This window comes from Micromonospora sp. C28SCA-DRY-2 (assembly GCF_030519475.1).
Taxonomy (GTDB): Bacteria; Actinomycetota; Actinomycetes; order Mycobacteriales; family Micromonosporaceae; genus Micromonospora.
Map to the genome: position 1 here is coordinate 287717 of NZ_JAUMKD010000002.1, position 20715 is coordinate 308431.

At 73.1% G+C, this 20715-nt stretch carries 22 protein-coding genes; 5 read left to right on the forward strand and 17 right to left on the reverse strand.

Features of this window, described 5'->3' with window-relative positions; translation table 11 throughout:
- Positions 1 to 185: 185 nt before the first annotated feature.
- From era to Q3W71_RS09800, 7 genes are all read right to left on the reverse strand, one after another.
- Entirely contained in the window at positions 186 to 1082 is an 897-nt protein-coding gene (gene era / locus Q3W71_RS09770) for a GTPase Era (protein ID WP_302919001.1), read from the reverse strand.
- 64 nt (positions 1083 to 1146) lie between these two features.
- Complete coding sequence (locus Q3W71_RS09775; RefSeq protein WP_109899809.1) at positions 1147 to 1533, reverse strand: cytidine deaminase; 387 nt, start codon at positions 1531 to 1533, stop codon at positions 1147 to 1149.
- Positions 1526 to 2941 (reverse strand): hemolysin family protein, encoded by a 1416-nt coding sequence (locus Q3W71_RS09780; RefSeq protein WP_302919647.1) that lies wholly within the window; start codon positions 2939 to 2941, stop codon positions 1526 to 1528. The genes Q3W71_RS09775 and Q3W71_RS09780 overlap by 8 nt, the downstream gene beginning before the upstream one ends.
- Complete coding sequence (gene ybeY / locus Q3W71_RS09785; RefSeq protein ID WP_088992429.1) at positions 2917 to 3390, reverse strand: rRNA maturation RNase YbeY; 474 nt, start codon at positions 3388 to 3390, stop codon at positions 2917 to 2919. The genes Q3W71_RS09780 and ybeY overlap by 25 nt, the downstream gene beginning before the upstream one ends.
- A 14-nt stretch (positions 3391 to 3404) precedes the next feature.
- On the reverse strand, positions 3405 to 4463 hold the full coding sequence (locus tag Q3W71_RS09790; protein WP_302919002.1) for a PhoH family protein: 1059 nt from the start codon (positions 4461 to 4463) through the stop codon (positions 3405 to 3407).
- Positions 4464 to 4595: 132 nt separating this feature from the next.
- Positions 4596 to 5972, reverse strand: a complete 1377-nt coding sequence (locus Q3W71_RS09795; protein ID WP_302919003.1) for a serine hydrolase — start codon at positions 5970 to 5972, stop codon at positions 4596 to 4598.
- Positions 5973 to 6017: 45 nt separating this feature from the next.
- Positions 6018 to 6368, reverse strand: a complete 351-nt coding sequence (locus Q3W71_RS09800) for a histidine triad nucleotide-binding protein (RefSeq protein WP_302919004.1) — start codon at positions 6366 to 6368, stop codon at positions 6018 to 6020.
- A 68-nt stretch (positions 6369 to 6436) separates the two neighbouring features.
- Here Q3W71_RS09800 and Q3W71_RS09805 point away from each other — a divergent pair, with 68 nt between their 5' ends.
- Complete coding sequence (locus Q3W71_RS09805; protein ID WP_302919005.1) at positions 6437 to 7198, forward strand: SDR family NAD(P)-dependent oxidoreductase; 762 nt, start codon at positions 6437 to 6439, stop codon at positions 7196 to 7198.
- Positions 7199 to 7266: 68 nt separating this feature from the next.
- Here Q3W71_RS09805 and Q3W71_RS09810 read toward each other — a convergent pair whose 3' ends face one another.
- The 3 genes from Q3W71_RS09810 to hrcA form a co-directional block, all read right to left on the reverse strand.
- A complete protein-coding gene (locus tag Q3W71_RS09810) occupies positions 7267 to 8001 on the reverse strand; it encodes a 16S rRNA (uracil(1498)-N(3))-methyltransferase (protein WP_302919006.1) in 735 nt (244 codons plus the stop codon).
- Positions 8002 to 8085: 84 nt separating this feature from the next.
- Positions 8086 to 9228: a molecular chaperone DnaJ gene (gene dnaJ, locus Q3W71_RS09815; RefSeq protein ID WP_302919648.1), complete on the reverse strand. Its 1143-nt coding sequence runs from the start codon at positions 9226 to 9228 to the stop codon at positions 8086 to 8088.
- 73 nt (positions 9229 to 9301) lie between these two features.
- The gene (gene hrcA, locus Q3W71_RS09820) at positions 9302 to 10324 is read right to left on the reverse strand and encodes a heat-inducible transcriptional repressor HrcA (RefSeq protein ID WP_088992423.1); all 1023 of its coding nucleotides are present in this window, start codon (positions 10322 to 10324) and stop codon (positions 9302 to 9304) included.
- A 215-nt stretch (positions 10325 to 10539) separates the two neighbouring features.
- On the opposite strand from hrcA, the gene Q3W71_RS09825 reads away from it, so the two are divergent.
- On the forward strand, positions 10540 to 11199 hold the full coding sequence (locus Q3W71_RS09825; protein WP_302919007.1) for a DUF4870 domain-containing protein: 660 nt from the start codon (positions 10540 to 10542) through the stop codon (positions 11197 to 11199).
- Positions 11200 to 11241: 42 nt separating this feature from the next.
- On the opposite strand, the gene hemW is transcribed toward Q3W71_RS09825, so the two are convergent.
- A complete protein-coding gene (hemW, locus tag Q3W71_RS09830) occupies positions 11242 to 12465 on the reverse strand; it encodes a radical SAM family heme chaperone HemW (protein WP_302919008.1) in 1224 nt (407 codons plus the stop codon).
- 18 nt (positions 12466 to 12483) lie between these two features.
- Between hemW and Q3W71_RS09835 the strand changes: the two genes are divergently transcribed.
- From Q3W71_RS09835 to Q3W71_RS09845, 3 genes are all read left to right on the forward strand, one after another.
- Positions 12484 to 13290 carry an enoyl-CoA hydratase-related protein gene (locus Q3W71_RS09835; RefSeq protein ID WP_302919009.1) on the forward strand — a complete coding sequence of 269 codons (807 nt, stop codon included), beginning with the start codon at positions 12484 to 12486 and terminating at the stop codon, positions 13288 to 13290.
- Positions 13291 to 13482: 192 nt separating this feature from the next.
- A complete protein-coding gene (locus tag Q3W71_RS09840; protein WP_302919010.1) occupies positions 13483 to 14346 on the forward strand; it encodes a hypothetical protein in 864 nt (287 codons plus the stop codon).
- A 219-nt stretch (positions 14347 to 14565) separates the two neighbouring features.
- Entirely contained in the window at positions 14566 to 15471 is a 906-nt protein-coding gene (locus Q3W71_RS09845; protein ID WP_233257757.1) for a phytanoyl-CoA dioxygenase family protein, read from the forward strand.
- An 81-nt stretch (positions 15472 to 15552) separates the two neighbouring features.
- Here the strand turns inward: Q3W71_RS09845 and Q3W71_RS09850 are convergent, their stop codons facing one another.
- From Q3W71_RS09850 to Q3W71_RS09875, 6 genes are all read right to left on the reverse strand, one after another.
- Positions 15553 to 16200: an MOSC domain-containing protein gene (locus Q3W71_RS09850; protein ID WP_302919011.1), complete on the reverse strand. Its 648-nt coding sequence runs from the start codon at positions 16198 to 16200 to the stop codon at positions 15553 to 15555.
- Between the two features lie 84 nt (positions 16201 to 16284).
- Positions 16285 to 17115, reverse strand: coding sequence for a carbohydrate ABC transporter permease (locus Q3W71_RS09855; protein ID WP_302919649.1), 831 nt, complete (start codon positions 17113 to 17115; stop codon positions 16285 to 16287).
- A gap of 23 nt (positions 17116 to 17138) precedes the next feature.
- Positions 17139 to 18125 (reverse strand): carbohydrate ABC transporter permease, encoded by a 987-nt coding sequence (locus Q3W71_RS09860; RefSeq protein ID WP_302919012.1) that lies wholly within the window; start codon positions 18123 to 18125, stop codon positions 17139 to 17141.
- Complete coding sequence (locus Q3W71_RS09865) at positions 18122 to 19411, reverse strand: sugar ABC transporter substrate-binding protein (RefSeq protein WP_302919013.1); 1290 nt, start codon at positions 19409 to 19411, stop codon at positions 18122 to 18124. Before Q3W71_RS09865 ends, Q3W71_RS09860 begins: the two co-directional genes overlap by 4 nt.
- Before the next feature lie 217 nt (positions 19412 to 19628).
- Positions 19629 to 19913: a GlsB/YeaQ/YmgE family stress response membrane protein gene (locus Q3W71_RS09870; protein ID WP_302919014.1), complete on the reverse strand. Its 285-nt coding sequence runs from the start codon at positions 19911 to 19913 to the stop codon at positions 19629 to 19631.
- Between the two features lie 293 nt (positions 19914 to 20206).
- Positions 20207 to 20494 (reverse strand): GlsB/YeaQ/YmgE family stress response membrane protein, encoded by a 288-nt coding sequence (locus tag Q3W71_RS09875; protein ID WP_088992413.1) that lies wholly within the window; start codon positions 20492 to 20494, stop codon positions 20207 to 20209.
- Between the last annotated feature and the right edge of the window lie 221 nt (positions 20495 to 20715).

The window sequence follows — 20715 nt, forward strand, 5'->3', positions numbered from 1 at the left end:
CAGGGGGATCTTCCTCCCCTACCCTGCGCCGCCGGCCCGCCAAACGACAGAGGCCCCGATCGAACGTGAAAATCCCCATATGCCCGACCGATACCGATCATTCCGCCCTGGGGCATCCGGGGGCTCGCCACCGTGCCCCTCGCGGCGGCGGTCCGTGGTGACCGCCGCCGTCCGGGCCGGGCCGGTCAGAAGCCGAGCTTGCGCAGTTGCTTCGGGTCCCGCTGCCAGTCCTTGGCCACGCGTACGTGCAGGTCGAGGTAGACCCGGGTGCCGAGCAGCTCCTCGATCTGCCGGCGGGCGGTGGTGCCGACCTCCTTCAGCCGGCTGGCCCGGTGGCCGATCACGATCGCCTTCTGGCTGGGCCGCTCCACGTAGACGTCGGCGTAGATCCTGGTGAGCTGCCCCTCGGGGATCATCTCCTCGACCACCACCGCGATCGAGTGCGGCAGCTCGTCGCGGACGCCCTCCAGGGCGGCCTCCCGGATCAGCTCGGCGACCAGCACCTGCTCCGGGTCGTCGGTGAGCATGTCGTCCGGGTAGAGCTGGGGCGACTCGGGCAGGTAGCGGGTCATCACGTCGACCAGCGTGTCGACCTGGTGCCCGGAGACCGCGCTGACCGGCACCACCTCGGCGAACTCGCCCAGCTCGCTGACCGCGAGCAGTTGCTGGGCGAGCCGCTTGCGGTCCACCAGGTCGGTCTTGGTCACCACGGCCAGCACGGTGGCCTTCAGCCCGGCCAGCTCGCCGGTGATGAACCGGTCGCCCCGGCCGACCGGCTCGTCGGCCGGGATGCACAGCCCGATCACGTCGACCTCGCTCCAGGTCTGCCGGACCAGGTCGTTGAGGCGCTCGCCGAGCAGCGTCCGGGGGCGGTGCAGGCCGGGGGTGTCGACCAGCACGAGCTGCGAGTCGGGCCGGTGCAGCACGGCCCGGATCACGTGCCGGGTGGTCTGCGGCTTGTTCGAGGTGATCGCGATCTTCTGCCCGACGATCGCGTTGGTCAGCGTCGACTTGCCGGCGTTGGGCCGGCCGACGAAGCAGGCGAATCCGGCCCGGTACGGCCGCTGTGCCAGGTCGCTCACGCGGCAGCCCCGCCCGGTGCGGCGGCGCGCGGGGCCAAGCCCCGGGGCGCGACGGTCCGCCGGGTCACGCGGTCACCGTGCCGAGGACGGTGCCGTCCGGCGCGGCCACGTGGACCGGCGCGTCGGCGGAGAGGTCCCGCACCGCGGCGTGCCCGGCGCCGTCCAGCGTCGACGCCTCGGTCACCACCACGGCCGCCTCCAGCCGGGTGGCCCCGGCCGCGGCCGCCGAGGCGACGGCCAGCTGGAGCGCGGTGATCGTCAGCGACGGCAGCGACACGCTGGCCGCCGCGTACGTCCGGCCGTCCTGGTCGCGGACCGCAGCGCCCTCCACGGCACCCACCCGGCCCCGCGCGCCCCGGGCCAGCACGACCAGCTTGGCGTCCTCGGCGCTCAGCTCGACCGGCTCGGACGGGGTGGGCCGGGCGGCCGGCGCGGCGGATGACTCAGGCATCGGCGGGTTGCCTCTCCTCGGATCGGTTGTGGTCGCCCCGGGACTCGGGGTGCTCGCCCCGGCCGGAGCCGTCCGGTTCGCCGGTCGACTCCACCCGGCGCACCAGCACCGTGTCGATCCGGTTACGCCGGCCGGTGGTGCCCTCGGCGACCAGCCGGAGGCCGGCCACCTCGGCCTGCGCCCCGGGGATCGGGACCCGGCCCAGGGACTGGGCGAGCAGGCCGCCGACCGTCTCCACCTCGTCGGCGGGCAGTTCGGTGTCGAACAGCTCGCCCAGGTCCTCCACCGGGAGCCGGGCGGTGACCCGCACCGCCCCGTCCTCCAGCCGTTCGACCGGCGGGCGCTCGACATCGTACTCGTCGGTGATCTCGCCGACGATCTCCTCCAGGATGTCCTCGATGGTGACCAGCCCGCCGGTGCCGCCGTACTCGTCGACGACGATCACCAGGTGGTTGCGGGCGGCCTGCATCTCGGAGAGCAGGTCGTCGACCGGCTTGGACTCGGGCACGAAGGTGGCCGGGCGCATCAGCTCGGCGACCGGCAGCCGCCGGTCCTCCGGCGCGCCGCCCTGGGTGCGCCGGATCAGGTCCTTGAGGTAGAGCACGCCGAGCACGTCGTCGACGTTCTCGCCGATGACCGGGATCCGGGAGAAGCCGGAGCGCAGGAAGAGCGCCAGCGCCTGGGAGAGGGTCTTGTTCGCCTCTATCCAGACCATCTCGGTACGCGGCACCATCACCTCGCGGGCGATGGTGTCGCCGAGCGCGAAGACCGAGTGGATCATCTGGCGTTCGCCGTGCTCCACCACGCCGCGCTGCTCGGCCAGGTCGACCAGCTCGCGCAGCTCCACCTGGGTGGCGAACGGCCCCTCGCGGAAGCCGCGCCCCGGGGTCACCGCGTTGCCGATCAGGATCAGCAGCGAGGCGAGCGGGTTGAGCGCCCGGCCGAGCCAGCGCACCAGCGGCGCGACCGCGCGGCCCACCGCGTATGCGTGCTGCCGGCCGAGGGTGCGCGGGCCGACGCCGACCACCACGAAGCTGACCACGGTCATCGCGCCGGCGGTGATCAGCGCGGCCCGCCAGCCCGCGCCGAAGGTGTCCACCGCGACCAGGGCCACCAGGGTGGTGGCGGTCAGCTCGGCGAGCAGCCGCAGCAGCAGGAGCAGGTTGAGGTGGCGGACCACGTCACCGGCGACGACCTGGAGGGTACGCGCGCCGCGGGCGCCGTCGCGGGCCAGCTCGGCGGCCCGGGCCGGGGAGACCGCGGCCAGCGCGGCCTCGGTCATCGCGATCAGGCCGGCGAGCACCACCAGCCCGGCCGCGAAAACGATCAGTTGCGCGTCGGGCAGGCCGGCGGTGGCGCCGGCCGCCAGTAGCGGTGTGGACATCACCGGGACCGGGTCGACCGCCAGCTCGCCAGCAGGCGGGCCTGGAGCGCGAACATCTCCCGCTCCTCCTCCGGCTCGGCGTGGTCGTAGCCGAGCAGGTGCAGCACGCCGTGCACGGTGAGCAGGTGCAGCTCGTCGGCGGCGGAGTGCCCGGCGGTGGCCGCCTGCTTGGCCGCCACCTCGGGGCAGAGCACGATGTCACCGAGCAGGGCCGGCTCGCCGCCCGCGGCGGTGGCCTCCCCCGGCCCGTGGTCGACGCTGCCCTCGTCCATGGGGAAGGCGAGCACGTCGGTCGGCCCGTCGCCACCCATCCAGCGGTGGTTGAGCTCGGTCATGTAGTCGACGTCGACCAGCAGCACGGAGAGCTCGGCGAGGGGGTTGACCCCCATCTCGTCGAGGGCGTGCCGGGCGACGGCGAGCACGGCGTCGGTGTCGACGTCGACACCGGACTCGTTGGCGATCTCGATGGACAAGTGACTTCCTCTGTCTAGCGGCGCCGGCCGGCACGGCCGCCCTGGGCGGCCCGCCCCGGCACGGCGCGCACGCTCTGCGCCTGCTGGTTCTCCCGCTCGGCGTCCCAGCGGGCGTACGCGTCGACGATCTCCCCGACCAGCCGGTGCCGGACCACGTCCGAGCTGGAGAGCTGGGCGAAGTGCACGTCCTCGACGTTGGCCAGGATCTCCCGGACCACCCGTAGGCCGCTGGTCGTGCCGCCGGGCAGGTCCACCTGGGTCACGTCGCCGGTGACGACGATCTTGGAGTTGAAGCCCAGCCGGGTGAGGAACATCTTCATCTGCTCGGGCGTGGTGTTCTGCGCCTCGTCGAGGATGATGAACGCGTCGTTGAGCGTCCGGCCGCGCATGTACGCCAGCGGCGCTACCTCGATCGTGCCCGCCGCCATCAGCTTCGGGATCGAGTCCGGGTCGAGCATGTCGTGCAGCGCGTCGTAGAGCGGGCGCAGGTAGGGGTCGATCTTCTCGTTCAGCGTGCCGGGCAGGAAGCCCAGCCGCTCCCCCGCCTCGACCGCCGGCCGGGTGAGGATGATCCGGTTGACCTGCTTGGCCTGGAGCGCCTGCACGGCCTTCGCCATGGCCAGGTAGGTCTTGCCGGTACCGGCCGGGCCGATGCCGAAGACGATGGTGTGCGCGTCGATCGCGTCGACGTAGCGCTTCTGCCCCAGCGTCTTGGGACGGATGGTGCGGCCGCGCCGGGAGAGGATGTTGAGCGTCAGGACCTCGGCGGGCCGCTCGGCGCCGCCCTGCTCGAGCATGCCGACGGTACGCCGGACGGCGTCTGTGGTCAGGGTCTCGCCTTTCTCGATGAGTTCGAGCAGCTCGCTGAAGAGCCGCTCGGCGAGGGCGTTGTCCGCGGGCGCGCCACTGATCGTGATCTCGTTGCCCCGGACGTGCACGTCGCTGTTCACCGAGCGCTCGACCAGTCGCAGGATCTCGTCACCCGCGCCGAGCAGGTTGACCATGATCTTGGAATCGGGAACCGTGATCCTGGTCTGCACCCGAGGCGGGCCGGGAGGTGGGGTGCCGGTCATAGGTCGGGCCGAGGGGCCCTGCGCCACCTGCTCTCGAATCAGCGCCGGCCCTGCTGGCACGGCGTGCGGACGTTACACCCATCGTATCGGTTCAACACGGGTGGCACCTCGCCCATTTCCGCCGGCCGGCGGTCAGCTTCCGGCGCGGAAGTCGTACCGCTCGAAGGTCTCCTGGGTGCGGGTGAACCGGTAGGTCGCCCAGTGCATCCGGACCACCGTGCCGCGCTCGTCCCGGGTCAGCCGGAGCAGCTCACCGACCTCCCGACCGGAGACCGTGCGGTAGACGTCCGGCTGGTCCGGCAGCGGCGCGAAGACCGCCGGCGGCTTCCCCGCCGGATCGTCGGCCCCCCGCGCCCGCAGCGCCCCGTCGTGCCAGGAGAAGACGTACTCGAAGCCCTCGCCCCACCAGCGGCCGAGCAGCCCGCGTACCGCCTCGGGGGCCGGCGGGCCGGGCCGCCACGGCTCGATCTCGGCGGGGTCGTGCTCCACCGCCGCGTCGAGCAGCCGGTGGGTCAGCTCGAACAGTTCGGCGGCGGTGCCGGAGGAGCCGAGCACGGCCGCGCCCATCGCGCCTGCGGTGCCCTCGCCGCCCCGCCGGCCGTAGACGGCGGCCAGGAAGCCCGGCATCGCGCCGTCGTGCCCGACATGCATGATCCGCCGGCCCTGCGGGACCAGGATCAGCCCGAGCCCGAAACCGCCGGCCCAGAGCGTCTCGTCGGTCATCGTCACCGGCCAGCGCATCTCGTCCAGGGTCGCCGGGGCGAGCACCCGGCCGGCCGCGTCGAGCGCCGCGGGATCGGCCAGGAAGGCGGCCCACCGGGCCATGTCCCCGGCGGTGCTCCAGAGCTGGGCGGCCGGGCCGACCGCGCCGAAGTCGGTCGGCGGCTCGGGGTGCGCCTCGTCGGAGTACGCGTCGACCAGGAAGCCCGTCGCGGCCCGCCGGCCGGGCGTCACCGAGGTGTGGGTCAGCCCCAGCGGGGTGAGCACCCGCTCGGTCAGCACCTCGGCCCAGGTGCCGCCGCGCAGCTCGCCGACCATCCGGCCGAGCAGCGCCATGCCCAGGTTGGAGTAGTGGTAGCGACGTCCCGGCGGCAGCACCCGCTCGGCGCGGGCCAGGTCGGCCAGGAGCGCGTCGGCGTCCGGGGCCCGCAGGGTGTCCCAGACGTCGCCGTACGGCTCCCGTTGCAGGCCGGCGGTGTGCGACAGCAGCCGGCGGACGGTCAGTTCGCCGTGCGCCGGCAGGTCGAGGTGCCGGCCGATCGGGTCGTCGAGGTCGAGCAGGCCGTCGTCGCGGCACTGGAGGGTCAGCACGGCGGTGAAGGTCTTGGTGACCGAGCCGATCCGGAACCGGGTCTCCGGGTCGAGCGCGGTGTCGTTGGCGGTCCAGCCGACCGTGCACTGCCACAACGGCCGGTCGGCCCGGTGCAGCGCCGCCGAAACCGCCGGCACCCGCGCCTGCGCCTGCACCCGCCGCACCATCCGCCCGAGGCGGTCCCCCACATCCGTCACCCGGGCAGTGTAAGGAGGCGCGGCGGGCCGGCGGGCGGCGACGGGTCAGCGGCAGAGCATCGGGCCGAGCGGCGCGCCGCCGAGCAGGTGCGCGTGCGCGTGGAAGACCTCCTGGCCGCCGTACGTGCCGGTGTTGAACATCAGCCGGAAGCCGTCGCCGAGCAGTCCCTCGTCCTCGGCCACCGCGGCGGCCGTGGCGAGCACCGCACCAGCCAGCGCCGGGTCGCCCTGGCCGAGGGTGGCCACGTCGGCGTAGTGCTCCTTGGGGATCACCAGCACGTGCACCGGCGCCTTCGGGTCGATGTCGCGGAACGCGAGGGTGGTGTCCGTTTCCCGGACCACGGTGGCCGGGATCTCCCCGGCGACGATGCGGCAGAACAGGCAGTCGGCTCCCATTCGGGCATGTTAAGCGCTGCGCCGGGGGCCGGTGAGCAGGGCCGGGCCGCTGCGGCATGATGGCCGGCGTGACTTCACGGGCGGTACTGGTGACGGGGGGCTCGCGCGGCATCGGGCGGGCGGTGGTCCGGGCCTTCGCGGCCGGGGGCGACCGGGTGGCGATCCACCACCGGGACTCGGCGGAGCTGGCCGAGGAGCTGCGGGCGGAGCTGCCCGGCGACGGGCACGTGGTGGTCCGGGCCGACCTCGCCGACCCGGACGCGGTCCGGGCGATGGTGGACGAGGCCGCGGAACAGCTCGGCGGGCTGGACGTGCTGGTGAACAACGCGGGCGTGTTCGGGCCCGCCGATCCGCCGCACCCGGTCTTCGAGAACAGCTACGAGCAGTGGCGGCAGCGCTGGCGCGAGGTCGTCGACACCAACCTCCTCGGCGCGGCCAACGCCACCTGGTGCGCCGCCCAGCACATGCGCGGGCGCGGTGGGCGGATCGTCAACGTCTCCTCGCGCGGCGCGTTCCGGGGGGAGCCGGGCAACCCGGCGTACGGGGCGAGCAAGGCGGGGTTGAACGCGATGGGGCAGTCGCTCGCGGTGGCGCTGGCCCCGTACGGGATCGCGGTGGCCACTGTCGCGCCCGGCTTCGTGGCGACCGACATGACCAACGAGCACCTGAAGGCCGAGCGCGGCGCGGCGGTACGGGCCCAGAGCCCGTTCAACCGGGTCGCCCGCCCGGAGGAGATCGCCGCCGCGGTGCACTGGCTCGCCTCTCCCGAGGCCGAGTGGGCCTCCGGCACCATCGTCGACCTCAACGGCGCCTCCTACCTGCGTAGCTGACCGGCCCGGTCGAGACGCCGCCCGCCTCTCGCGCCGCCGCGACCCGGTCGGGGCGCCGGGCGGAACGGCTACCAGCGGTGCAGGCGGGTCGCCAGCACGGCGAGCGCGGCGACGCCGGCCGTCGAGGTACGCAGCACCGACGGGCCGAGCCGCACCGGGCGGGCGCCGGCCGCGGCGAACGCGTCCAGCTCGGCCGGGGTGATGCCGCCCTCGGGGCCGACCACCAGCACGATCTCGCCGGAGTCGGGCAGCTCGGCGGTGGTCAGCCGGTCGTCGGCCTCCTCGTGCAGCACGAACGCGGCGGCCGCCCCGGCGATCCGGCGGGCCACCGTGCCGGTGGACTCGTCCGGCGCCCCGGCGACCACCGGCAGCCAGGCCCGGCGGGCCTGCTTGGCGGCCTCCCGGGCGGTCGCCGCCCACTTCTCCCGTGCCCGTACGCCCCGGTCGCCGCGCCACTGGGTCACCGAGCGGGCCGCCGCCCAGGGCACGATCTCGTCCACCCCGACCTCGGTCATCGCCTGCACGGCCAGCTCACCCCGGTCGCCCTTGGCGATGCCCTGCACCACCACCAGCCGCGGGACGGACGCGTCGACGTACCCCCGGGAGCGGATGTCGAGTTCCAGGCTGCCCCGGCCGACGGCGGTGACCACGGCGGTGGCCGTGCCCCCGTGCCCGTCGGCGAGCAGCAGCTCCTCGCCGACCCGCAGGCGCTGCACCGTGGCGGCGTGGTGGCCCTCCGGGCCGTCGAGGGTCAGCGAGTCGGTGGTCGGCAGCGACTCGACCAGGAACAGCGGCGCGGACACGGGATCAGGCTATCGGCAGCGCCGCCGGCCGGGGCGGTGAGGCGGCCGCGCCGCACCCGGGGTGCGGCGCGGCCTGCCGGCCGGTCAGGCGTGGCCGTTGAAGGCGTCGCGCATCCGGGAGAAGAAGCCGCCCTGCTTGGTCAGCTCGGCGACCTCCTCGCCCCGGGTCTTGGCGAACTCGCGCAGCATCCGCTCCTGCTCGGCGTCGAGCTTGGTGGGGGTGCGCACGTCGAGGTGGACGTAGAGGTCGCCCCGGCCGGTGCCGCGCAGGTGCGGCACGCCCCGGGCGCGCAGCCGCAGCGTGCTGCCCGGCTGGGTGCCCGGCTTGACGTCGACCGTCTCCTCGCTGTCCAGCGTCTTGATGGTCAGCCGGGTGCCCAGCGCGGCGGCGGTCATCGGCACGGTGACCCGGCAGTGCAGGTCGTCGCCCTTGCGGGAGTAGACGTCGTGCGGGCGCTCGTGGATCTCCACGTAGAGGTCGCCGGCGGTGCCGCCGCCCGGGCCCACCTCGCCCTGCTGGGCCAGCCGGATCCGCATGCCGTCCTCGACCCCGGCCGGGATCTTCACGGTCAGCGACCGGCGGGTGCGGACCCGGCCGTCGCCGGCGCAGGTCGGGCAGGGGTGCGGGATGGTGGTGCCGTAGCCCTGGCAGACCGTGCACGGGCGGGCCGAGACGACCTGGCCGAGGAAGGTGCGCTGCACCGACTGCACCTCGCCCCGGCCGCCGCACGCCTCGCAGGTGGCCAGGTGGGTGCCGGCGGCGGTGCCGGCGCCGGAGCAGGTGGTGCAGAGCACGGCGGTGTCGACGGTGATCGGGGCCTCCACGCCGAACGCCGTCTCGTGCAGGTCCAGTTCCAGCCGCAGGATCGCGTCCGCGCCCGGCCGGGTACGCGGCCGCGGCCCGCGGGAGCCGCCCGCGCCGCCGAAGAACGCGTCCATGATGTCCTGGAAGCCGACGAACGGACCGGCGCCGCCGGGGCCCCCGGGGCCGCCCGGGCCCCCGCCGCCCGGTGCGAGCGGGTCGCCACCCAGGTCGACGATCTGCCGTTTCCGGTCGTCCGAGAGGACCTCGTACGCGGCGTTGATGTCCTTGAACTTCTCCTGTGCCTCCGGGTCCGGATTGACATCCGGGTGGTACTGCCGCGCCAGCTTGCGGTAGGCGCGCTTGATCTCGTCGTCGGAGGCGTCCCGGCTCACACCGAGAATGCCGTAGTAGTCCCTGGCCACTGCGTTCCGTGTCCTCATGTTCGTCTCGCGTTGCGCCGGTCGCCGGCCGGAACCGGCCGTCGGTTCTGCCTGGTCAGTTCTGGGCCAGCAGGTCGCCCACGTAGCGTGCCACGGCCCTCACCGTGGCGATGGTGCCGGGGTAGTCCATCCGGGTCGGCCCCAGCACGCCGAGGCCACCGACGATGGTCGAACCCGGTCCGTAGCCGGTGCTGACCACCGAGGCGGCGCGCAGGTTGTCGATCTCGTTCTCGTCGCCGATGCGGACCCGCAGCGTGCTCGGCTCGACCTCACCGATGAGCTTGAGCAGCACGACCTCCTCCTCGAGCGCCTCGAGGATGGGCCGCAGCGAGCCCTGGAAGTCGAGCAGCCCGCCCCGGGTGAGGTTGGCCGTGCCGGCCAGCGCGATCCGCTCCTCGTGCCGCTCGACCAGCGTCTCCAGCAGCACGGTGGAGAGGGTGGCCATCGCCGGCCGCAGGTCGGGCGTGGCCTCGTCGACCAGCGCCTGCACCAGCGGCGGGGTCTCCGACAGCCGGGTGCCGACCAGCTTCTCGTTGACCAGCCGGCGCAGGTCGAGTACGTCGTCGGCCGGGATCGGGCCGGGCATCTCGACCAGCCGCTGCTCGACCCGGCCGGTGTCGGCGATCATCACGAGCATCAGCCGGGTGGTGGAGATCGGCACCAGCTCCAGGTGGCGCACCGAGGAGCGGGCCAGGCTCGGGTACTGCACGACGGCGACCTGCCGGGTCAGCTGCGCCAGCAGCCGCACCGTGCGGTGCACCACGTCGTCGAGGTCGACCGCGCCGACCAGGAAGCGCTCGATCGCCCGGCGCTCGGCCGGGCTGAGCGGCTTGACCCGGGACAGCCGGTCCACGAAGAGCCGGTAGCCGCGGTCGGTGGGCACCCGGCCGGCACTGGTGTGCGGCTGCCGGATGTAGCCCTCCTCCTCCAGCACGGCCATGTCGTTGCGCACCGTGGCCGGGGAGACCCCGAGCTGGTGCCGCTCGACCAGCGCCTTGCTGCCGACCGGCTCCTGCGTGGCGACGTAGTCCTCGACGATCGCGCGCAGCACCGCGAGCTTGCGGTCGTCGAGACCCATCTCCCCACCTCCTGTCGCACGTCGGCCGGCGGCGCACTGCCGGCGGCGCGGCGCGTCCTGGCACTCGACTGTAGCGAGTGCCAGTCTACGTCGGTGGGCCCGCCGGCGCGATGATCAAGACGGACCGCCGGTGCGGCCGCACCGACCGATCATCCGGACAAGCCGGTCGATGTCGCTCTGGTGTGTCCTTGCCGGCTGCCCCTACCGTGACGTGCATGACCGAACCGCCTCGCCCCCCGGGAGCCGACGGCCCCGGCGCTCCGCCGCCGGATCCGACCGCTCCGTCGGCCGTCCCCGGCCCGCCGTCCGGTGACGAACCCACCGCACCACTGTCCGGGGCGCCGGCCTCGGGCGGCTATCCCCCGCCCGGTGGCTATCCGCCGCCCACCGGTGACCAACCGCCGTCGGGTGGCTACCCTCCGCCAGCCGGCGCGCCCCCGTACGGTGGCTACCCGCCGCCCGGTGGCTACCCGCCGGGGCCCGGATACCCGGCCGGTGGCGGCTACGGCCCGCCCGCCGGCTACGCCAACAACGAGGACAAGACCTGGGCCCTGATCGCCCACTTCGGCGGCGCGGCCGGCGTGATCATCGGCGGCGGCCTGCTCGGCTGGCTGGCGCCGCTCATCGCGATGATGGTCCGCGGGCAGCAGTCGCCGAGCGTCCGCGCACACGCCGTCGCGGCGCTGAACTTCCAGCTCACCTGGACGATCGTCAGCGTGCTGAGCTGGGTGCTCACGCTGGTCACCTGCGGGATCCTGTTCTTCGTCCCGATGCTCGTCTGGCTGGTGCCGCTGATCTTCGGGATCATCGGCGGGTTCAAGGCCAACGAAGGCGTGCTCTACCGCTACCCGATGACCTACAGCTTCACCCGGTGACCCGGGCCGGCCGCTCCCCCGGCCGGCTCCGGGCAGCCCGGATCAGGGCAGCAGGTCGCGCACCACGGCGTCGGCCAGCAGCCGCCCGCGCAGGGTGAGCACGGCCCGGCCGGCCGCGTACTCGGGCGCGGCCAGCAGCCCGTCGGCCAGCGCCCGCTCGGCGCCGGCCCGGCCGGCCGCGTCCAGGCCGGCCAGCGGCAGCCCGGCGGCGAGCCGCAGCCGGAGCATGACGTCCTCGGTGTGCGCCTCGTCGGGGGTGAGCACCTCCCGGGCCAGGCCGGGCGACCGGCCGGCGGCGAGCCGCTGGGCGTACGCGGTGGGGTGCTTGACGTTCCACCAGCGCACCCCGCCGACGTGGCTGTGCGCGCCCGGGCCGAGGCCCCACCAGTCGCCGCCGGTCCAGTAGAGCAGGTTGTGCCGGCACCGGCCGGCCGGCGTACGGGCCCAGTTGGAGACCTCGTACCAGGAGAAACCGGCGGCGGAGAGGGCGGCCTCCGCGGCCAGGTAGCGGTCCGCCGCGACGTCGTCGCTGGGGTACGGCAGCTCGCCCCGGCGCATCCGGGCGGCCAGCCGGGTGCCGTCCTCCACGATCAGGGCGTACGCGCTGACGTGGTCGACGCCGGCCGCCACCACCTGCGCCAGCGAGGCGGCGAAGTCTTCCGCGCTCTCCCCCGGCGTGCCGTAGATGAGGTCCAGGTTGACGTGGTCGAACCCGGCGTCGCGCGCCTCCGCCGCGGCGGCGGTGGCCCGGCCGGCGCTGTGCGTGCGGTCCAGGATCGCCAGCACCCCGGGCGAGGCGGACTGCATGCCCAGCGAGATCCGGGTGTAGCCGGCCGCACGCAGCGTCTTGAGCGACTCCGGGGTGACCGACTCCGGGTTGGCCTCGGTGGTCACCTCGGCGTCGGCGGCCAGCCCCCAGGTGCGGTCGATGCCGTCCAGGATCCGGGCCAGGTCGTCGGCGGGCAGCAGGGTCGGCGTGCCGCCGCCGACGAACACCGTGTCCACCCGCGGCGGCGGCGCGTCGCCGAGCACCCGGGCGGCGAGCGCCAGCTCGGCCAGCACGGTGTCGGCGTAGCCCTCCCGGCTCGCGCCGCCGCCCAGCTCCGCCGCCGTGTACGTGTTGAAGTCGCAGTAGCCGCAGCGGCTGGCGCAGAACGGCACGTGCACGTACACGCCGAAGCCACGCGCGCCGACCGCGCGGGTGGCGGTGGCGGGCAGCGAACCGTCGGCGGGGACGGGTTCGCCTTCTGGAAGGACGCCGGGCATGGCCACTAGTGTGCCCGCATGACCTCTCCCGACGCGCTGGTGCGGGTCGCCACGGCCCGTGGGGTGACCACCCTCACCCTGGACAGCCCGCACAACCGCAACGCGCTCTCCACCCCGCTGATGACCGAGCTGCTCGCCGGCCTGGCCGCCGCGGTCGCCGACGACGCGGTCCGGATGATCGTGCTCGACCACACCGGCCCGGTCTTCTGCTCCGGCGCCGACCTGAAGGAGACCGCCGCCGCGTACGCCAGCGGAACCGTGCCGGCGGGCATGCTCGGCGACGTGCTGGCCGCCGTCTGGGAGTGCCCGAAGCCGGTGCTCGCCCGGGTCGCCGGGCCGGCCCGGGCCGGCGGCCTCGGCCTGATCGCGGCGGCCGACCTGGCCGTCTGCGCCGAGGAGGCCACCTTCGCCTTCACCGAGGTGCGGATCGGGGTGATCCCGGCGGTGATCTCGGCGACCGTGCTGCCCCGGCTGCACCCGCGGGCGGCGGCCGAGCTGTACCTGACCGGGGACACCTTCGACGGCCGGCGGGCCGCCGAGATCGGCCTGGTCACCGCCGCGGTGCCGGCGGACGGGCTGGACGCCGCGGTGGCCCGGTACTGCGACTCGCTGGTGCGCGGGGCGCCGGCCGCGCTGGCCGGGGCGAAGCGGCTGCTGCGCCGGCCGGCCGCCACCGACCTGCGCGCCGAGATCGCCGACCTGGCCGGGATCTCCACCGGCTTCTTCCTCTCCGAGGACGGCCGCGAGGGCGTCCTGGCGTTCCGGGAGAAGCGTGCCCCGCGCTGGGTGGCCGAGCTGGACGGGGCGACGGAGGTCGCCGGCTGAGCGAGGCACGCTCCGCTTCGCCGACGGCCCGGTGCCGCCCGGTGGTCCGGACGACCAGGTGAGACAGCGGCTGGACGGGGAACCTCCGGTCACCCGTCCGGGGCGGCGCATCCGGCGGGGCGGGGCTGAACCGGTCGGACGACCCGGAGTGGCCGTTCGGGGACGTACGCTTGTCGCGCTGTCGAACAGGGGGTGTGGGTGCGAACTCGGGCAGTCGTGGCGGGTGGAGTCGTCCTCGTGCTCGTCGCCGTGATCGGGATCCTGTACGTCGTCCGGCAGTTCGGCGAAGGCCTGCGGCTGCCGCTGGCCAGCCGCACCTGCACCGTCCAGGCCGACGGCAAGGTGGCGCTGGACGCCGACCAGATGGCCAACGCGGCGACCATCGCGGCCATCGGGATCCAGCGGGAGATGCCGGAGCGGGCGGTGGTGGTCGCGCTCGCCACCGCGTACCAGGAGTCCGGGCTGCGCAACCTCGACGGCGGCGACCGCGACTCGATCGGGCTGTTCCAGCAGCGGCCGAGCCAGGGCTGGGGCACGCCGGCGCAGATCAGCGACCCCCGCTACGCGACGAACCGGTTCTACGCGGCCTTGAAGAAGGTGCGCGGCTGGGAGCGGATGCGGGTCACCGACGCGGCGCAGAAGGTGCAGCGGTCGGCCTTCCCGGAGGCGTACCAGAAGTGGGCGGACGAGTCCCAGGTGCTCACCCGGGCGCTGCTCGGGCACGCCACCGGCGCGGTCGCCTGCTCCGTGGGGCGGGATCCGGCGATGCGGGGCACTGCCGCGACGGCGGCGCTGACCCGCGGCCTGACGCTCGACTGGGGGCTGGCGGCGTCGGCCGCCGCCACCGACCTGACCGGCCTCAGCGTGCCCGCCGCGGACCAGCGCGGCGGCTGGCGGTACGCGCACTGGCTGGTCTCCCACGCCGGCGACCACGGGGTGAAGCGGGTGCGCTTCGGCGGCCTGGAGTGGACCGCCCGGGGCGGCACCTGGAACCCGGTGACCGACGGCTCGGCGGAGGAGTCCCGGGTGGTGGCGGAGGTCTTCGCCGAGGGGTGAAGGACCCTGATCTCCTTACCGGCAGTCACCGCACAAACCGGCATTTCCGACGATAGCCCCACCGCAGGTGGCCGGGGTATACGCACCGCACTCGTACCACTGCCCTTGGTCCGGCTGGCGCGCTCCGCGGCGAGTCGGGCATTCCCGCCCGCCCTTGCAGCGCGTTACGATCGGCGGCCTGTGCCAGCAATGGTTTCGCCTCATGGGGAGGGGTACGACGTGGCGTTCGACTACGGCGACCGGACCGGTTACGAACCGATCAGCGACACTGACCGTAAGGAGTTTCACGAGCAGGGCTTCCTGCTGCTACGGAACGTCCTGACGGAGGACCACCGGGCGGCGCTGGAGGCGGCGGTCGACCGTGTCTACGCCGAGGAGAAGGCCAAGGGCAACACCACCAAGGACGGCACCCTGCACCTGCTGGGCTTCCTGAACCGGGACGAGCTCTTCGGCGACCTGCTCACCCACCCGATCGCCTTCCCGTACATGTGGGGCCTGGCCGGGTGGAACATCTACAGCCACCACAACCACCTCGACGTGACCCCGCCGGCGCTGGAGCCGGAGAAGCCGTACTGGGGCTGGCACCAGGACGGGTACCGGCAGAACTCCGACCCGGAGACGATGGACCCGAACCTCCCCCGGCCGATGTTCTCGCTGAAGGTCGCCTACGTGCTCTCCGACCTGTCGGAGACCGGGCGCGGCGCCACCAAGGTCATCCCGGGCAGCCACCTGTGGAACTCGCTGCCCCGCCCGGCGGACACCACCGTGCACAACCCGGACCCGGAGGGCACGGTGGAGATCACCGCCAACCCGGGTGACGCGTTCATCTTCGACCGCCGCCAGTGGCACTCCCGGTCGACCAACCTGTCGACCATCACCCGCAAGATGCTCTTCGTCGGCTACACCTACCGGTGGATCCGCCCGCTGGACGAGCTGCACATCGACAAGGACGGCGAGTGGTGGGCCAACCGCACCCCGGTGCAGCGCCAGCTCTGCGGTGAGGGCACGCACACCGCCAACTACTGGGGCATCAACTGGGACGGCTACATCGACGACGAGATCCCGCTGCGCAAGGAGCTCAAGGAGCGCGGTCTGCTCGACCGCAGCATCCCCTGGCTGCGCTGACCCGACGCCGGACGGGCCCCTCCCTCCCGGGACGGGGCCCGTTCCGCTTCGCACGGCCCCGCACGCGGGACGCGGGGTGGGTCAGCGGGGGGTGCGGCCGGCGAGCCGGCGGCGCGCCTTGTCCCGGATCGACTCCGGCAGGTCCGCCGCGTCCAGCAGCCGGGGCAGCAGCTCCGGCTCCAGGTTCAGCGCCCGGAACACCTCGCCGATGGTCACCCCGTGCGCCGGGCGCTCGACCACCTCGACCGGGTCGCCCGCCCCGACCTCGCCCTCGCGCAGCACCCGCAGGTACGCCCCGGGCAGCGCGCGCACGGTGAACCGCTTGATCAGGTCGGGCACGCCCCAGAAGCCGGCGAACGTGGTGCACGGGGTACGCGGCTTGGTCACCTGGAGCAGCACCGAGCCGATCGCCCACTGTTCGCCGATCACCGCCCCGGTCACGTCGACCGCGGAGGTGGTCAGGTTCTCGCCGAAGCCGCCGGGCCCGATCGACCGGCCCAGCTCGGCGGCCCACCAGGCGGCGTCCTCCTCGGCGTAGGCGTAGACGGCCTGGTCCGGCCCGCCGTGGTGGGCCCGCTCGCCGATGAAGTCACCGGCCACGCCCTCGGTACGGATCAGCACCGGGCCGTCCACCGGCCGCTTGTCGATGCCGCTGCGGCCGCTCGGATCGCCCGCCCACTCCGCCTCGGTCACGATGCCGAGGTTCACCGCCGCCAGCCTGCCCGTCATGGTGATCAGCCTAGTCGGGCCCGCCCCGGCACCCTCTTCCGAGATCCACTCCGGCCGCACGCCGGGGCTGCGCCGCCCCGACGCTCAGCCCTTCACGGCGCCGGCGACCAGGCCGGAGACCATCCGGCGCTGCACCAGCAGGAAGAAGATGATCACGGGCAGGGTGAACAGCGTGGAAGCGGCCATCACCGGGCCCCACGCGGTGTCGTCGCGGCCGAAGAAGAAGGTCATCGCCACCGGCAGGGTGTAGCGGTCCTGGTCGTTGATGAAGGTCAACGCGAAGATCAGCTCGTTCCAGGCGGTGATGAACGAGAAGATGCTGGTCGCCACCAGCCCGGGTGCCACCAGCGGGAAGAGGACCTTCCGGAAGATCTGCGCCCGGCTGGCCCCGTCGATCGCGGCGGCCTCCTCCAGTTCCTTGGGCACCGCGGCGACGAACCCGCGCAGCATCCAGACCGCGAACGGCAGCGAGAAGCCCAGGTAGGTGAGGATCAGGCTGGGCAGCGTGTTGTAGAGCCCGAGCCGCTGGATCATCAGGAACAGCGGGATGACCAGCGCCTCCAGCGGGATCATCTGCACCACCAGCAGCATGATCAGGAAGCTGGTCCGCAGCTTGAACCGGAACCGGGCCACCGCGGTGGCGGCGAGCAGCGCGACCAGGCCGCTGAGCAGCACGGTGGAGACCGCTACCAGCGCGCTGTTGAGGAAGAAGTCGGCGAAGGTCACGCCGGGGATCAGGTTGCCGGTGAGGATCTCCCGGTAGTGCGCCAGGGTGGGCTCGCTCGGCACCGGCCGGGGCGTGCTGGAGAAGATCTCCGAACTCGGCTTCAGCGAGGTGGCGATCATCCAGTAGACCGGGAAGGCCGCGAAGAGCGCCACCAGCAGACCCGCGCCGTTGAGGGCGATCCGCTTCACGCCTGCGCTGCGCCCGCGTCGCGTCACGCGTCCTCCTCCTGCTTGAGCACCATGCGGACGTAGAAGCCGGTCACCACGAGCAGGATCAGGGTGAGGATCACCGCGATCGCCGCGCCCAGACCGTACTTCGGCGGCGGCGAGAACGCCTCGGCGTACGAGTAGATGGAGAGCATGAACGTCGGCCGGTCCTGGGTGCCGCCGGCGAGCACGAACTGCTGGGTGAAGACCTTGAAGTCCCAGATCGTCGAGAGCACGATCAGGATCCCGAAGACCGGCCGCAGCAGCGGGAAGGTGATCCGCCAGAACACCTTCCAGGGGCCGGCCCCGTCCACCCGGGCCGCCTCGTGCAGCTCACTCGGTACGCTCTTCAGCCCGGCCAGCACGCTCACCGCGATGAACGGGAACGAGTGCCAGACCACCACCAGGGTCAGGATCGAGAAGAACAGCAGCGGCGAGTTGAACCAGCCGTAGCCGGTCCAGTCGCTGCGGCCGAACAGGCTGGTGGAGAGCCCGTCGGGCAGGGCGTTGAAGAGCCAGGTGACCAGGCCGCTGGTGTCGTCGAAGATCCACTTCCAGACGATCGTGCCGGTCAGCGCCGGGGTGGCCCAGGCCAGCATCACGCAACTGGCCACGAACGCGGCCATCTTGCGGCCCAGCCGGTTGAGCAGCAGCCCGACCAGGGTGCCAAGGATCATCGTCAGCACCACGTTGGCGACCGCGAAGAGCACCGTGTTGCGCAGGACGGTGAGGAAGAACGGATCGCCGATGATCTCGGCGTAGTTCTCGAAGCCCACCCACGGCCACTCCCGGTCGCCGCGCAACTGGCGGACGTTGTTGAGCCGGAAGAAGGACATCGCCACCACCTGGCCGAGCGGCCAGAGCAGCAGCACGGCGATGATCACCAGGCAGGGCAGGAGCAGCAGGTACGGGAGGCGGTCCACCCGGCGACGCCGCCGCGCGGGGGTCTCCCGCGCGGCGGACGTCTCCGGCACCTCGGTCAGCGTGGTCACTTGGCGTTGAGGATGCTTTCCATCTCCGCGGCCGCGTCGGCGGTGGCCTTCTCGACCGTCTTCTGACCCTTGATGACCGAGCTGTTCATCGCCTGGGTCACCGTCTTGGTCCGGCTGACCTCCACCCACTTCGGGGTGAGCGGCGTGAGCTTGGTGTTCTGCATAGCGGTGGCGAACGGCGCCATGATCTTGTCGCTGGTGTACTTGTCCCCACCGACCAGGTCCTGGTAGACCGGGAAGAAGCCCAGGCTCTCGGCGAACGCCGCGTCGTTCTTCTTGCTCAGCAGCACGGTCAGGTAGTCCCAGGCCAGGTCCTGCCGCTCGCTGTCCTTCCAGACGGCGATGTCCGAGCCGCCGGCGAAGGCCGGCGCGGGCTGGCCGTCGGGGCCGGGGATCGGGAACGTCCCCCAGACCTTCTCGATCTCCGGGTTGTCCTTCTTGATCGCGCCCTGCTGCCAGCTGCCGCCGAACGCCATGGCCGCCTTGCCGGTGGCGAACTGGGTCCGCGCGTCGATCTCGTTCCAGCCGGCCGCGGCCGGCGGGGCGACCTTGTGCACGGTCACCAGGTCGGTCCAGAACTTGACAGCCTTCTGGGCCTCCGGCGTGTTGTAGCCGGACTTCCAGGAGTCACCCTGCTTGGTGGCGATCTCCGCGCCCGCGCCCCAGAGGAACGAGTAGAACGGCAGCTCGGAGTTGCCGGGCAGGGCGATGCCGTAGGTGCCCGGCTTCTTCGCCTGCACGGCCTTGGCCGCGGCGACCAGGTCGTCCCAGGTCTTCGGCACCTGCACGCCGGCCTCGGCGAACCAGTCGGTGCGGTAGTAGATGCCGCGCACGCCCGCGTACCACGGCACGCCGTACTGCTTGCCGTCGAGCTGGGCGTTCTGCACCAGGTCGGGGAGGATGTCCTTGCCCTCGGCCCAGCCGCCGAACTTGCCCGTCAGGTCGGCCAGCGCCTCCTGGGCGGCCCAGCCCTGGGTCTCGGTGTTGCCGAGTTCGGTGACGTCCGGGCCCTCACCGCCGGCGAGCGCCGCCTGGAACTTCTTCGGCGCCTCCAGCCAGGGGACGTACTGGACCACGACGTCGGTGTCCGGGTGCTTCTGCCGGAACTCGGTCTCGACGCCGTCGAGGAACTTGGTCTGCGCCTCGCTGCCCTCGCCCATCATCCAGACCGTCAGTTTGCTGTTGTCGGCCGCCGCGTCGTCGTCCGAGCCGCCGCAGCCGGACAGCACCATCGCGGCCGAGGCCACGACGGCGGTGACCGGAGCCAGCCGCTTCCACCTGTTCACGCCATATCTCCCTCGCGCCGTTCTGGCATTAACCTTCTCCGCCGCACCTTAGTAGGAAAAATTCCTTTACGACAGTGGACGCTCGGCGGAAGCGAGGCGACCGTATCGCAGGCCCGGCTCCGGGGACAGCCGGGCAACGGGGCGAATCAGGGCGTACGCAGACGAACGGGCGCCCGACCTGCCGGTCGGGCGCCCGTCGTGTTCAGGCTGTGCGGATTTACCGGTGGGTGACGCCGCGGCGCCGGCCCACCCCGGCCACCAGGGCCACGGCGACCGCGGCCAGCAGGACCTGCAGCAGCAGCTCACGCCAGTCGATACCGGCGGTGTCGGCGAAGCCCGAGGCACGGGCGATCACCGTGCCGAGCAGTGCGGCGCCGACGCCGATCAGCATGTGCAGCCAGATCGGCATGTTCTGGCGGCCCGGCACGGCCAGCCGGCCCAGAGCGCCGACGATCAGACCAACGATGAGCGCAGTGATGATGCCCCAGACGGTCAGCTCCACGGTCGCCCTCCTTCAATGGGTGTCTCTGACGATGGGTGGTGTTCGTGTCGCGCCCCCTGATTGCCCGATGCCCCGGAAAACCAAACCGACCTTCGAGGGCAGGGCGCCGCGAGCGGCACCAGAACGGGACGTACCACCGGAGAGCCGGCGCGCGGCGCCGCCGCACCCGGTGCACGGCCGGCGACCCGGCGGTACGGCCGCCCGTGCCCTCGCGCCCGGCCCGGCGACCGGGACGCGGACGGGCGCCCGACCTGCTGGTCGGGCGCCCGTTCGCGGTTCAAGCTGTTACGGGATTACCGGTGGGTGACGCTGCGGCGTCGGCCCACGCCGGCCACCAGGGCCACGGCGATGGCGGCCAGTACGACCTGGACGAGCAGCTCGCCCCAGTCGATGCCGGCGGTCTCGGTGGCGATGCCCATGGCCCGGGCGAGCACCGTGCCGAGCAGCGCGGCGCCCACGCCGATCAGCATGTGCAGCCACATCGGCATGTTCTGGCGGCCCGGCACGGCCAGGCGGCCCAGAGCGCCGACGATGAGACCGACAACGAGCGCGGTGATGATGCCCCAAACGGTGAGCTCCACGGTCGCCCTCCTTCAGCAGAATGTCTGTCACACGGTGTGTGCTTCCTGTCGTGACCGCTAAGTTCCCGACCGGTCGGAAAGCCAAACCGGTCCGGCCGCCGTCGATCTCGTCCGCGGTCGATGCCCGGGCCGGCTCCGATTCCGCTTCGGCCGGCGTTTGCGCAGGTCGCGGCCACCCTTCTGACGGCGACGGCGGCCGATGCCGGGCACCGGAAAATTCC